The sequence below is a fragment of the Halochromatium salexigens genome (assembly GCF_016653295.1).
GTDB classification, from domain to species: Bacteria; Pseudomonadota; Gammaproteobacteria; order Chromatiales; family Chromatiaceae; genus Lamprobacter; species Lamprobacter salexigens.
In genome coordinates this window covers 16,589-30,603 of sequence record NZ_NHSF01000073.1, presented here as the reverse complement: position 1 = coordinate 30,603, position 14,015 = coordinate 16,589, and the positions used below count along the sequence as shown (strand labels likewise).

The 14,015-nt window shown below is 64.0% G+C and carries 11 protein-coding genes and 1 tRNA gene; 4 read left to right on the top strand and 8 right to left on the bottom strand.

Annotated elements, in window-relative coordinates:
- Positions 1-159 precede the first annotated feature (159 nt).
- Both CCR82_RS16030 and CCR82_RS16025 read right to left on the bottom strand, forming a co-directional pair.
- Positions 160-3,288, bottom strand: coding sequence for an efflux RND transporter permease subunit (locus CCR82_RS16030; protein ID WP_207191026.1), 3,129 nt, complete (start codon positions 3,286-3,288; stop codon positions 160-162).
- Entirely contained in the window at positions 3,288-4,571 is a 1,284-nt protein-coding gene (locus CCR82_RS16025) for an efflux RND transporter periplasmic adaptor subunit (RefSeq protein ID WP_242513543.1), read from the bottom strand. Before CCR82_RS16025 ends, CCR82_RS16030 begins: the two co-directional genes overlap by 1 nt.
- Before the next feature lie 302 nt (positions 4,572-4,873).
- Here CCR82_RS16025 and CCR82_RS16020 point away from each other — a divergent pair, with 302 nt between their 5' ends.
- A complete protein-coding gene (locus CCR82_RS16020) occupies positions 4,874-5,185 on the top strand; it encodes a c-type cytochrome (RefSeq protein ID WP_276570591.1) in 312 nt (103 codons plus the stop codon).
- 102 nt (positions 5,186-5,287) lie between these two features.
- Here CCR82_RS16020 and CCR82_RS16015 read toward each other — a convergent pair.
- The 4 genes from CCR82_RS16015 to CCR82_RS16000 form a co-directional block, all read right to left on the bottom strand.
- Positions 5,288-5,364, bottom strand: a tRNA-Met gene (locus tag CCR82_RS16015).
- Positions 5,365-5,453: 89 nt separating this feature from the next.
- On the bottom strand, positions 5,454-6,869 hold the full coding sequence (locus tag CCR82_RS16010; RefSeq protein WP_201246813.1) for a c-type cytochrome: 1,416 nt from the start codon (positions 6,867-6,869) through the stop codon (positions 5,454-5,456).
- A gap of 85 nt (positions 6,870-6,954) precedes the next feature.
- Positions 6,955-8,235, bottom strand: a complete 1,281-nt coding sequence (locus tag CCR82_RS16005) for a lipocalin-like domain-containing protein (RefSeq protein ID WP_201246812.1) — start codon at positions 8,233-8,235, stop codon at positions 6,955-6,957.
- Between the two features lie 58 nt (positions 8,236-8,293).
- A complete protein-coding gene (locus CCR82_RS16000; RefSeq protein ID WP_242513542.1) occupies positions 8,294-9,136 on the bottom strand; it encodes a M48 family metallopeptidase in 843 nt (280 codons plus the stop codon).
- Between the two features lie 71 nt (positions 9,137-9,207).
- Here CCR82_RS16000 and icd point away from each other — a divergent pair, with 71 nt between their 5' ends.
- Positions 9,208-10,467, top strand: a complete 1,260-nt coding sequence (gene icd, locus CCR82_RS15995; protein ID WP_201246811.1) for an NADP-dependent isocitrate dehydrogenase — start codon at positions 9,208-9,210, stop codon at positions 10,465-10,467.
- Between the two features lie 59 nt (positions 10,468-10,526).
- Here icd and cspD read toward each other — a convergent pair whose 3' ends face one another.
- Complete coding sequence (gene cspD, locus CCR82_RS15990) at positions 10,527-10,736, bottom strand: cold shock domain-containing protein CspD (protein ID WP_201246810.1); 210 nt, start codon at positions 10,734-10,736, stop codon at positions 10,527-10,529.
- A 310-nt stretch (positions 10,737-11,046) separates the two neighbouring features.
- Here cspD and clpS point away from each other — a divergent pair, with 310 nt between their 5' ends.
- Entirely contained in the window at positions 11,047-11,412 is a 366-nt protein-coding gene (clpS, locus tag CCR82_RS15985) for an ATP-dependent Clp protease adapter ClpS (protein ID WP_201246809.1), read from the top strand.
- A gap of 54 nt (positions 11,413-11,466) precedes the next feature.
- Positions 11,467-13,731, top strand: coding sequence for an ATP-dependent Clp protease ATP-binding subunit ClpA (clpA, locus tag CCR82_RS15980; RefSeq protein WP_201246808.1), 2,265 nt, complete (start codon positions 11,467-11,469; stop codon positions 13,729-13,731).
- A 20-nt stretch (positions 13,732-13,751) separates the two neighbouring features.
- Here clpA and infA read toward each other — a convergent pair whose 3' ends face one another.
- Positions 13,752-13,970: a translation initiation factor IF-1 gene (gene infA, locus CCR82_RS15975; RefSeq protein WP_200346353.1), complete on the bottom strand. Its 219-nt coding sequence runs from the start codon at positions 13,968-13,970 to the stop codon at positions 13,752-13,754.
- Positions 13,971-14,015: the final 45 nt, after the last annotated feature.

Genomic DNA, 14,015 nt, shown 5'->3' with positions numbered 1-14,015 from the left:
TGGGTGAGTCTCTATTGTAGTCCTGTTAAGACTACAACTCAAAACGCTGGCAGCGACGTTAGTGTAAGTGACTACCGTGCACGCCAACATACCCGACGACCCTTCCCGACAGGTCCGTGCACCTGCCCAAAGACGCCAGCGGACAGAGCCGTGATTCCTCTAGCCCTTACGAAGCCCCCGCTGCCGCCACAACAGATAGATCGCCGGGATCACAAACAGGCTCAGCAGCGGCGCGGTGATCATACCGCCGACCATCGGCGCGGCAATGCGGCGCATCACCTCCGAGCCGATGCCCCCAATCAGCATGATCGGCAGCAGACCCGCGAAGATGGTCGCCACCGTCATCGCCTTGGGCCGGATGCGCAGCACCGCACCCTCCTCGATCGCGCCCTTGAGCTCATCGACGCTGGTCAGCCGGCCTTCTTTGCGCCATTGCTTCAGCGCATTGTCGAGATACACCAACATCACCACGCCGAACTCGGCGGCAACGCCGGCCAGCGCGATGAAACCCACCGCAACCGCCACCGAGAGGTTATAGCCGAGCAGGTAGATCAGCCAGAAGCCACCGACCAATGAGAACGGCAGCGACAACATCACCAACAGCGCCTCTCCGCCGCTGCGGAAAGCGAGATAGAGCAGCAGGAAGATGATCGCCAAGGTTACCGGTACCACCTGATTCAGCCGCTCGCGAGCGCGCTCCATGTACTCGTACTGACCGGCCCAAGCCAGCGAATAGCCAGGCGGCAGCTCGACCTCCGCGCTCACCACCTGCTTGGCCTCCTCGATCCAACTGCCGAGATCGCGCCCGCGAATATCGACGAAGGTCCAGCCGTTGAGGCGCCCGTTCTCGCTCTTGAGCATCGGCGCGCCGTCGGTGATCACCACCTCGGCGACCTGTGCCAGCGGAATCTGCGCGCCGGTTGGGGTGACGATCGGTAGCTCGCGCAATTCCTGCACGCTGTCGCGCTGCTCGCGCGGGAAGCGCAGATTGACCGGGTAGCGCTCCAAGCCCTCGACGGTCTGGGTCAGGTTCACGCCGCCAATCGCCGCTGCGACGACACGATTGATGTCGCTGACGTTGAGCCCAACCCGCGCTGCCGCCAGCCGATCAGGCCGAATCTCGACATAGCGACCACCGGCGACCCGCTCTGAGAACGCCGAGCTGGTGCCCTCCACCTGCAGCACCGCGCGCTCCACCGCCTGCCCGATGCGCTCGATCTCGGCTAGATCCGGCCCGGCGATCTTGACCCCAACCGGCGTCTTGATGCCGGTTGCGAGCATGTCGATGCGGGTCTTGATCGGCATCACCCAGGCATTGGTCAGGCCCGGCAGATCGACGGTCGCATCCAGCTCCTCGATCAACTTGTCGACGGTCATCCCCTCGCGCCACTCGGATTCTGGCTTGAGCTGGATCAAGGTCTCGATCATGGTCAGCGGCGCCGGGTCGGTGGCGGTGTCGGCGCGGCCGATCTTGCCGAACACCCGCTCGACCTCGGGCAGGGTCGCGATCAGCCGATCGGTCTGCTGCAACAGCTCCTGCGCCTTACCGATCGACAGCCCCGGCAGCGTCGTCGGCATGTACATCAGATCGCCTTCGTAGAGATCCGGCATGAACTCGGAGCCAAGCCGCGACAGCGGAATCAGGGTGCTGACCAACACCAGCAAGGCCACCAGGATGGTCGAGCGCGGCCAGCGCAGCACCGCACGCAGCAGCGGCCGATACAGCCAAATCAGCACCCGGTTGAGCGGATTGCGCGTCTCGTTCGGAATCCGCCCGCGCACCAGATACCCCATCAGCACCGGCACCAGAGTCACCGCCAACCCTGCTGCCGCCGCCATCGCATAGGTCTTGGTAAAGGCCAGCGGCGCAAACAAGCGCCCCTCCTGCGCCTGCAGCGTAAACACCGGCAGGAAGCTCAGCGTGATGATCAGCAGCGAGAAGAACAGCGCCGGGCCGACCTCGCCCGCCGCCTCGCCGATCACCTGCCAATGTTGCTCACCACGCGGACGCTGGCCATGCTCGGTCTCGTAGCGCTCCAGATGCTTGTGCGCGTTCTCGATCATCACGATCGCCGCGTCCACCATCGCCCCGATCGCGATCGCGATGCCGCCGAGCGACATGATGTTGGCGTTGATGCCCTGCGCTTGCATGATGATGAAGGCCACCAGGATGCCAAGCGGCAGGCTGATGATCACCACCAGCGACGAGCGCAGGTGCAGCAGGAAGGCCACGCAGACCAACGCGACGACGATCAACTCCTCGATCAGCTTGGTCTGCAGATTGTCGACCGCGGCCAGGATCAGCTCCGAGCGATCATAGGTCTCGACGATCTCGACCCCCTCGGGCAGCCCCGCGCTCAGCTCGTCCAGCCGCGCCTTCACCGCCTCGATCGTCGCCAACGCGTTCTCGCCCGAGCGCATCACGATGATGCCACCGGTGATCTCGCCCTCGCCGTCCAGATCCGCCACCACTCGACGCATCTCCGGGCCAATCTGCACTCGCGCGATATCGCGCAGCAGCACCGGCGTACCATCCTCGGTGCTATCGACCGCGATCAGCTCGATATCCTCGAGCGAGGTCAGATAACCGCGCGTGCGCACCATATATTCGGCCTCGGCCAGCTCCAGTACCGAGCCACCGACCTCGCGATTGGCACCCTGCACGGCCTCCATCACCCGCTGCAGCGGGATGCCATAGGCACGCAGCCTCGAAGGATCGACGACGATCTGGTACTGGCGCACCATGCCGCCGACCGTCGCCACCTCCGAGACACCCGGCACCGACTGCAGCTCGAACTTCAGGAACCAGTTCTGCAGGCTGGTCAGCTCCGCCAGATCATGCTGCCCGGTGCGATCCACCAACGCATAGCTGTAGACCCAGCCAACCCCAGTCGCATCCGGCCCGATACGCGGCTCCACCCCGTCCGGCAGTTCTGCCGCCGCCTGATTCAGATACTCCAGCACCCGCGCCCGCGCCCAATACAGATCCGTCCCATCCTCAAAGATCACATAGACGAACGAATCGCCGAAGAAGCTGAAGCCGCGCACCACCTTCGCACCCGGCACCGAGAGCATCGTCGTCGTGATCGGATAGGTCACCTGCTCCTCGACCACCCGCGGCGCCTGCCCCGGGAAGCGGGTCTTGATGATCACCTGCACATCGGACAGATCCGGGATGGCATCCAGCGGCGTCTGCTTCACCGCCAGGATGCCCCACCCGGTCAGCATCACCGCCGCGATCAGCACCAAGAAGCGATTGCGAATCGACCACAGGATGACGCCTTTCATCACTGCGCACCCGACATCCGCTGAAAGCTCGCCTGCAGATTCGACTCCGAATCGATCAAGAATTGCCCAGAGACGACGATCTCATCGTCCTCATCGAGCCCAGACAGAATCTCGACCTCATCGCCACGCTGCATCCCGGTGACCACATCGACCGGCTGGAAGCGCCCATCCCCGAGCACCGTCACCACCGACTCCCGCTCCCCGGTGACGATCAGCGCCTCGGCCGGAATCTTCAGCACCTCGCGCTTCGGCCCGCCATAGATCACCACATCGGCGAACATATTCGGCTTCAGCACCCGATCCGGATTCTCGAACACCAGCCGCACCTGCAGCGTCCGCGACACCGGGTCCAGCTCCGGATAGAGATAATCGACCTCGCCCTCCCAGGTCCGCCCCGGGCGCGCCGGCACTCGCATCTCGGCGGACAGCCCCTCGCTCAGCCAATCGATCTGGGACTCATAGATATCGACCATCACCCAGACCTGGCTCAGATCGGCGATGGTGAACATCTCGCTCGCCTCGGTCACATACATCCCGTCACGCGCGACCATCTGGGTGACGATGCCATCGATCGGTGCGCGGATCGGCACCCGGTTGCGCGCCTCGCCATCGCGCTGGATCGCCGTGATCACATCATCCGGCACATCGAGCAACCGCAAGATATTGCGCGCCTTGTCCGCACTGACCCGACGCCGATCGGCCGCATTGCGATCCTGCGCCAGCAAGAAATCCACCTGCGCGTTCAGGATCGCTGGCGCATAGAGTTCGGCGAGTTCCTGCCCCGCCTGCACCGGCTCACCCTCGGCGCGCAAGCTCAGCGACTCGATCCAGCCCGGTGCACGCGGATGCACATGCGCAAGCCGCGTCTCGTCATAGGCGATGCGACCCACCGTCTTGATGTACTTCCAGAGCGTGCCACGTTCGACCGGCGCGGTACGCACCCCGAGCGTCTGCACCACCGCCGATGTCAAAGCCACCTCTGGATACTTGCCGGTCATCGGGTCCATCAGCTTCTCGACCAGATCCATGCCGCAGATCGGGCAGGTGCCTTCCTCATCACGGATGATCTGCGGATGCATCGGGCAGACATATTTCGGATCCAGGTGCTTCGCCGCATGCTCCATCGGCGAATCATCGGCCGCTTCGGCAGCCGACTCACTCGGTGTCTCGGTGTCGAAACCAAGTTCGGCGCCGCAAGCGACAAGGCCCATCGTCAGCCCGAGGACTAACAGGAATCGTCGTAAGGGTGCGCCGTCATCGGGGCGGCGAGAAGGGATCGACATCGGAGATCTCCAGGTCAGGCTGGGAGCGTTCTGAAGGGCTCGATCGTGGAGCGGCACACAGACTGGAAAAACGACGGTCACTCGAGACCATCGTCGCTGCAATCAGCTCAGCACTAAAATCCGCTTGCTCATCCGGGATCGGTCCGCATGTGGCATGCTAGCTTGAGCTATTGATTTGCTCCTGACATGAAAGACATCATGACCATTGTCAACCCAGCGCGCTTGGCCTTGTTGTCCTTGCCGGCGGCGGCCTCTTACAGGGATGTAATCCCGGTCCGTCCGAGCCAGCCGCCGGTTTCGAGATGCCGAGATTTACCGATCTAGTGCTGGCCGAGGGACGCTCAATTTGGATGGGCACCTGCCGCGCCTGCCATCTCATGGGCGTTGCAGACGCGCCAGCAGTGACTGATTACCCAAACTGGGAGCCGCGGATCGCCAAAGGCGTGCCAACCCTGTTTAAGAGTCCGCTCCACGGTATCAAGGGTGAGGATGGGAAGTACAAAATGCCACCACGCGGCGGTAATGAGCGCCTGACCGATCAACAAATCAAGGCTGCGGTCGAGTACATGGTCGCTTCGGTTGAGACTCTACACCAGCAAGCCAACAACCAATAAAAAACGGCGAGGCGCATTGTATTGCGCCTCGCCGTCTTGTATATGCGTGGGGATCGATGACGCCAGTCAGGCCCTGGCGTTTGCGGCACAGGGAGAAATGAGTGGTAGCGGGGGCAGGATTTGAACCTGCGACCTTCGGGTTATGAGCCCGACGAGCTGCCTGACTGCTCCACCCCGCAACTGAGCCGCCTACTATAGACACGAATGCGGGCGAGTGCAAGCGGTTTTTGATCCCGTCGCGCGATCACGCCAGTGACAGACCTCGCGCTCAGAGCGTCTTGAGATACTCGAGCAGCGCGCGACGTTCGTCATCATCGAGCAGGTCGCCGAAGTCATGGCCCTGATTGCCGTACCCCCGGCGGGTCGTATCGTAGACCCACTTCTGCTCCTCCAGGCTGGCGAACGGCTCGCGCCCTTGTTCGAGGCGCTGATAGCGCCAGCCCAGGGCATCTTGGTCATAGTCGGGGTGTGCGCTCTCGAACCGCCAGTACCTGGGTCGCTCGCTGCTCTCGAGCAACGCGGCCAGGCTCGGCACCGAGCCATTGTGCAGATAAGGCGCCGTGGCCCAGATGCCATCCAGCGGTGGCGCCACATAACCGAGCCCCGGCTGCGCATCGGCGTTGCGCCCATAAAAGGACGCGTTGAACCAGCGCGCGAAGCGATCCGCATGCTGATAGGCCGCCTCGGCCATCGCCGGATCGGTACCGACCTCATCGAGCGCCACCAGCTCATTGGGATAGCGCTCATGCTCACCGTAGCGACCGTGGCACTCCGTACACTCGGCTTTGAACAGGCGCTCCCCCTGGGCCGCGAGTTCGGTATCGACCGGATAGGGATAGGCCGGCGCCTCCAGGGTGGCCAAATAGGCGCGCACATCCTGGAACCAGGCATCGATCTCGCGCGCCTCGGCGACCGAATCGGTACAGGTCGTCGAGGCCAGCATCATGTAACCGACATGATCCCCGCGCCCTTCGCCGTTATAGAACATCGCGTGCTTCTTGCCGACGTTCCACCAAGGCGGCACGCTCGCGGGCAAGACCTCGGTCGAGGGCAAGGGCACGTGCGGCTCGTCGGACCAGGCCAGGGTGTCTGGATCGCGGTGCGCCATCAAGGCCAAGGTGATCGCCTGCGCGGGATTGGCACCGATGGTGTCGGTCATCGACCAGGGCGCGATGGCGCCGAGCCGATCGGCCCAGCGCTGCCATTCGGCCACCTCGGCCTCACCCTCGACATAGGCGCCAGCGCCTTCGACCGCCATCACCGGGTCAGCGGTGAAGTCGAGGAATTCGTTACCGAGGCCGATCACCAACTCGCCATTCAGCGGCGCCGCGTGGCAGCCCAGGCAATTGCTCGTCACCAGCTCGACACCGCTCTCGGCGGTGAACGCGGTGAGCGCATAGGGCAGCTCGGCATTGCGACCGCGTCGGCCTGCCAGCGCGTACTCGGGCGCCGGCGCGCCGCGACTCGCGGCATAGGCGTCATAGGGTAAACCGCAGGTCACCACCGCGCGATTGACCAAGGCATCGTAACCCGCCTGGGCATCACCCGAGCGCTGCGGCGACGCTGGGATCGGCCCCGGCTCGGCCTTGGTGACGTCGACCGGCTGAGCACCGTCGCACGCGACCAAGCCCGTGATCGAGATGAGCGACAGGCTGCAGACGATGCGTCGACGCCGAGATCCCATGAACAGATTCCTAAACACCAGGCCCTCCTCAACACTGCGAATGTACGACACTGACCGTCGATGCCCAATCAGGTTCCAGGCGGAGTTAGGTTCCACGCGGTGAGCCGTCTCCATAGCCGTTGAGGTCCATCTGACCACTGCCGCTGATCGCCTCCGACTCGCGCCGACCGCTCACGCGCACCGCTCCCCGCCACGCCCAGCTCGCCTCCGCGATCGAGGCCGAAGACAGCGCCCGCGCTGCAGCGCCGCCAGACGCAATGCCGCCAGATGCCGCGCCAAACAGGGGCTCGACCTCCAGCTCCAGCCCGTGCGCGGGGATCAGTAGCCGCCAGCCCAGCGGATATTCAACCCCGCCTTCGGTGACCCAACCGGCCTCGGTCGGCGCCAACGTCAGCTCCCGACGCCGTAACACCTGCGTCTCGCCATCGGTGCCGATCAAGACACAGCTTGGGATCGGCGTGCCACCACCGCCGCGCCGGCGAAGATGGAGGCACGCCAGCTCCGAGCCATCGTTGAGCTGTAACTGAAACCGATTCGCAACCAACTGCCCGCGCCCACCCGCCAGCGCTTCGGCCAAGGCGTCCCAGCCATGATCGAGCCAGGCCACACCCTGCAGCGCCTGCTCGCGCCCTTTCGCTCGTAGCGTGCCCGAGGCCGCCAAGCGCGATTGGCTGTAGAACTGGACCGCCGATGTGCCCTGCTCCGGCGCACCCGCCAGCGTTTCCCGGTTCAACACCACAGGCGGCTTGAGCGATGACAGTGATAGCTCCAGCGCAATCCCGTCGGCCTCGGCATGCAACGCGAGTCCACCCTCGGCCGTGCGTGACAGCGCCCAGCGTTCGATCCAGACGCGCTCGCCGCCGGCCTCATCCGCGCCCGCACCCGCAAGCCCCAGCGCTGTGCGACTCAGCCGCTGGGCGCGGACCGGTAGCCCCGGCAGCGCCATAGCGTCCTCGCCGGCCACGACCACCCATTCTCCAGCCAACAGCGCATCGGCCGCGAAGGCTGATGCCCGCCCATCAGCCGCTGCTGCCAGCTTGAGCCTCGCCAGCGACAAACGCACCGCGACCGGCTGCTCCTGCGCATCGCGCAGCACCGCCGTCAGCTCCCATAGCTCTGCCGGCGCACCCGGATGCGCACCGTGATCGCGGGGAAATTCCAGTGTCAGTGTCTCGCCAGGCTCAGCTTCCTCGCCATCGGCACCAGCACCAGCTCCCTTGTCCATCTCGGCCAGCGCGGCCGCCAGGGCCGAGGCATCGAATCCCTCACTGCGAGACGCCGACTCACGCGGCCAGAGCCCGTAAGCCAGCCCCGCCAAGACGATTATTAGCACCAGGGGCACCAGGGGCAACGCCAGCCAACGCATGACTCATTCCTCAAGAAGCTGTTTGCAATCCGAATCGCGGCACCAAGGCCCCAGGCGATCAACGCGCCCGAGCCCGCTCATACTCCGCCACTGCCTGCGGCAGCGAGCGCTCCAGCTCGGCAATGCGCCGCTGATCCAAGGGATGCGTACTCAAGAACTCCGGCGGCGCGCCACCGCGCTGGGCGTTGTAGGCCACGAACCGCTGCCAAAACCCGATCGCCGCGCGTGGGTCATAGCCTGCGCGCGCCATGTACAACAACCCCAGCTCATCGGCCTCCAGCTCCTGGGTGCGTGAATAGGGCAACATCACCCCGAGCTGGGAGCCCACGCCGTAGGCCTGCATGATCAGGTCGCGATTCGCTCCGGGCTCCGAACCCAAGGCCGCCGAGAGTCCAGCACCGCCCAACTCGACCAACATCCCGTGCGACATCCGCTCTGCTCCATGGCGTGCGACCGCGTGCGCGATCTCATGCCCGATCACCGTCGCCAGCCCCGCCTCATCCTGAGTGATCGGCAAAATGCCCGTATTCACCCCGACCTTACCGCCTGGCAGTGCAAAGGCATTCGGCGCATCCTCCTTGAACAACACGAACTCCCAGCGCGCATTCGGTAACGACACCACTTTGCTGATGCGATCGCCGACCCGTTGCAGCATCGCCACATCCCGACCCCGCGTCACCACCGGTTGCTGCTGCTTGATCTGCTGGAAGGCCTGTACGCCCAGCCCGGTTTCTTCGTTCGGGCTCACCAACAGCAGCTGCCGCCGACCGGTTTCCGGCGCCGTTGCACATGACAGCAACGCAACCGACAGGACGAGCACGACACCCACCCGCGCCAGCAGGCTCGGCGCTCTTCTCGTGCCGCCGTTGCGCGCGTCCTCCCGCATCATCCTCGTCATCATGATTGGCCTCACTTTCAAAACATCGGCAATGGTAATATCCCGGTCATTCGATCAACAGGAGCATCATGGCCATGGCCTTCGAACAGATCCAGATTCCAGCAAGCGGCGAGCCGATTCGCGTCAACCCCGACCACAGTCTCGTCGTCCCGGACCATCCCATCATCCCCTACATCGAGGGCGACGGCATCGGCGTCGACATCAGCCCGGTGATGATGAAGGTGCTGGACGCGGCCGTCGACAAAGCCTACGGCGGCCAGCGCCAGATCGCCTGGATGGAGATCTATGCCGGCGAGAAGGCCACCCGCGTCTACGGCGACGATGTCTGGCTGCCCGATGAGACGCTCGAAGCGGTGCGCGACTACGTGGTCTCGATCAAGGGCCCGCTGACCACCCCGGTCAGCGGCGGTATCCGCTCGCTCAACGTCGCCCTGCGCCAGCGCCTCGATCTCTATGTCTGCCTGCGCCCGGTGCGCTATTTCCAGGGCACGCCGAGCCCGCTGAAAAAGCCCGAAGAGACCGACATGGTGATCTTCCGCGAGAACTCGGAAGACATCTATGCCGGCATCGAGTGGCAGGCCGGCTCGCCGCAGGCCGAGCAGCTCATCGCCTTTTTGCGCGGCGAGATGGGCGTGACCAAGATCCGCTTCCCCGACAGCTCCGGCATCGGCATCAAGCCGGTCTCGAGCGAAGGCACCCAGCGCCTGGTGCGCAAGGCCATCCAGTACGCGATCGACAACGAGCGCGACTCGGTGACCCTGGTGCACAAGGGCAATATCATGAAGTTCACCGAGGGCGCCTTCAAGGACTGGGGCTATGCGCTGGCGCGCGAGGAATTCGGCGCCGAACTGCTCGACGGCGGCCCCTGGTGTGCGTTCAAGAACCCGAAGACCGGCAAGGAGATCATCGTCAAGGATGTGATCGCCGACGCCTTCCTGCAGCAGATCCTGCTGCGCCCGAAGGACTACGACGTCATCGCCACCCTCAACCTCAACGGCGACTACATCTCCGATGCCCTCGCCGCCCAGGTCGGCGGGATCGGCATGGCGCCCGGCGCCAATCTCTCCGACAGCGTGGCCATGTTCGAGGCCACCCACGGCACGGCGCCCAAGTACGCCGGCAAGGATCAGGTCAACCCCAGCTCCCTGCTGCTCTCGGGCGAGATGCTGCTGCGCCACCTCGGCTGGACCGAGGCCGCGGATTTGGTGGTCAGTGGGATCGAGGGCTCCATCGCGGCCAAGACCGTGACCTACGATCTCGAGCGTCTGATGGAGGGCGCCACCAAGCTCAGCTGCTCGGCATTCGGCGATGCGGTCATCGCCAACATGGGCTGAGCCGGGTTTGCCCCACGGTCCCGGCCGGCCAGAGGCGCTCGCCGGGACCGCACGCGCGTCTACTGCATCGCACGCTGGACCGTCGCCGCATGCAGCCCCTTCGGCCCCTGCGAGATCTCGAACTGCACCTTCTGCCCCTCTTTCAAGGTCTTGTAGCCGTCCATATCGATCGACGAGAAATGCACGAAGACATCCTCGTCGCGACCATCAGGCTTGACAAAGCCATAGCCCTTGGCATTGTTAAACCATTTGACGATACCTGTGATCATCTGAGACTCCTCCGCAACTGCAGCACACTTCGGTTGGTCGTTCAGCTTGTTGTAATGAGCACGACCGCCGCTGAAAGGATGAAGCGGCCGTGACGAGAAAGTATAGTTGCCTAGACTGCTTGGTCAATCGTCGAACACCCACGACCTCGGCGCGAGACGTAGACGCCAACCCTCGCGGGGCTGTATTTTTCGCCTCATGATCCCTACTCAAGGTGAGATGCGCGACGCTTCTCGAACTCAAACCTTGTGCCGCCCGGGTCATCCCCGACGGCCCTGACCTATGCTGACCAGGCCGATGTCCCACCGATCCATGCCAGACCCACTCACCCACGCCATCCGCCGCGCCCGGATTCGCCTGTCGAGTCAAGAAGACGGCAACGGCGACTCCGGGCTGTCGGTCGAAGAAGCCAAGCCCGCCCTCAAGCGGCCGCCGCTGTACAAGGTCCTGCTGGTCAACGACGACTACACACCGATGGAGTTCGTCGTCCACGTGCTCGAGGCCTTCTTCGGCATGACGCCCGAGAAGGCTACCCAAGTCATGCTGCATGTGCATACGCGCGGGGTCGGCGTCTGTGGCGTCTTCACGCGCGACATTGCCGAGACCAAGGTCTCGCAGGTCAACGATTTCTCGCGCCAGAACCATCATCCGCTGCTGTGCACGATGGAGGAGGCCTGAGATGCGTCTCGAACCAACCATCTTCGTTTTTGTCACGTCCCGGGGTCACAGTCCATGCTAAGCAAAGAGCTTGAATTCACGCTAAACCAGGCGTTCAAGGAGGCGCGGGCGAAGCGGCATGAATACATGACGGTCGAGCATCTGCTGCTCTGCCTGATCGACAATCCAGCCGCCGCCAAGGTGCTGCGGGCCTGCGCCGCCGATAACGACAAGCTGCGCGGCGACGTCACCACCTTCATCGAAGAGACCACGCCGCTGATCGCCGAGAATGACGAGCGCGAGACCCAACCCACACTCGGCTTCCAGCGCGTGCTCCAGCGCGCCGTGTTCCATGTGCAATCGGCCGGCAAGAAGGAGGTCACCGGCGCCAATGTGCTGGTCGCCCTGTTTAGCGAGCAAGACAGTCAGGCGGTCTACCTGCTCAACCAGCAGGATGTCTCGCGGCTCGATGTCGTCAACTACATCTCGCACGGCATCTCCAAGGTGCCGGGCGAGGATCAGGACGACGAGGCCCAGGGCGAACCGGACGAGGTGCGTGGCGATGAGAAGGAAGCGCCCAGCGCACTCGAGAACTTCGCCACCAACCTCAACGAGATGGCGCGCCAAGGCCGCATCGATCCGTTGATCGGGCGCGCCGGCGAGGTCGAGCGCACCGCGCAGATCCTCTGTCGGCGGCGCAAGAACAATCCGCTGCTGGTCGGCGAGGCCGGGGTCGGCAAGACCGCGATCGCCGAAGGGCTGGCGAAGAAGATCGTCGACGGTCAGGTGCCCGAGATCCTCGATGATGCGGTCATCTACGCGCTCGACCTCGGCTCCCTGGTGGCCGGCACCAAGTACCGCGGGGATTTCGAGAAACGGCTCAAGGCGGTGCTCGCCGAACTCAAGCGCAAACCACACGCGATCCTGTTCATCGACGAGATCCACACCATCATCGGCGCCGGTGCCGCCTCCGGTGGCGTCATGGATGCGTCCAACCTGATCAAGCCGGTGCTCGCCTCGGGCGAGCTGCGCTGCATCGGCTCGACCACCTATCAGGAGTTCCGCGGCATCTTCGAGAAGGATCGCGCGCTCGCGCGGCGCTTCCAGAAGATCGATGTCAACGAGCCCTCGGTCGAGGAGACCATCGAGATCCTCAAGGGGCTCAAGACCCGCTTCGAGCAGCATCACCAGGTCAGCTACACCAACCCAGCCCTGCGCGCCGCCGCCGAACTCTCGGCCAAGTACATCAATGACCGCCACCTGCCGGACAAGGCCATCGATGTGATCGACGAGGCCGGTGCCAATGTGCAGCTACGCCCGGCCGGTAAGCGCAAGAAGCGCATCGATGTGAACGATGTCGAGACCATCGTCGCCAAGATCGCGCGCATCCCGACGCGCAAGGTCTCGAGTTCGGATACCGAGTCGCTGCGCCATCTCGATCGCGATCTGAAGATGGTGGTCTACGGTCAGGACGAGGCGATCGATGCCCTCACCTCGGCGATCCGCATGAACCGCTCCGGCCTCGGCACCGAGGACAAGCCGATCGGCTCCTTCCTCTTCACCGGTCCCACCGGGGTCGGCAAGACCGAGGTCACCCGCCAGCTCGCGCGCATCATGGGCCTGGAGCTGATCCGCTTCGACATGTCCGAGTACATGGAGCGGCACACGGTTTCGCGGCTGATCGGTGCCCCGCCCGGCTATGTCGGCTTCGACCAAGGCGGCTTGCTGACCGAGGAGGTCACCAAGCACCCACACGCGGTCTTGCTGCTCGACGAGATCGAGAAAGCGCACCCGGATGTGTTCAACCTGCTGCTGCAGGTGATGGACCATGGCAGCCTGACCGACAACAACGGCCGCAAGGCGGACTTCCGCAACATCGTGCTGGTGATGACCACCAACGCCGGGGCCGAGGAGACCAGCCGCCGTTCGGTCGGCTTCATCGAGCAGGATCACTCCAGCGACGGCATGGAGGCGTTGAAGACATACTTCACGCCCGAGTTCCGCAATCGGCTCGATGCGACCGTGCAGTTCGCCTCACTGGACACCAAGACCATCGCCAGCGTGGTGGATAAGTTCCTCTTCGAACTCGAGGCGCAGTTGGCCGAGAAGAAGGTCGCGCTCATGGTCGAGCCCGAGGCTCGGGCCTGGCTCGCCGAGAAGGGCTACGACCCGAAGATGGGCGCGCGACCAATGGCGCGCGTGATCAAGGACCACATCAAGAAGCCACTCGCCAGCGAGCTGCTGTTCGGCGAACTCAGCGGGGGCGGGACCGTGATCGTCCGGCTCGGCGAGAACGATGATCTAACATTCAGCTTCGAGACCGAGAAGAGCCTGGCTTGAACCCGCTTGGGTCGCTCACCTCAGCGCACGCGATAGGTGATGCGGCCCTTGGTCAGGTCATACGGGGTCAGCTCCACGGTCACCTTATCGCCGGTGAGAATGCGGATGTAGTGCTTGCGCATCTTGCCGGAGATATGGGCCGTGACCGTGTGACCATTCTCGAGTTCGACGCGGAATACGGTGTTCGGCAGGGTCTCGACGACCACGCCTTCCATCTGAATAACGTCTTCTTTTGCCATGTATGTGAAATCTGTCTCGTGATGTCGCGAACGAGCGCGGCATCG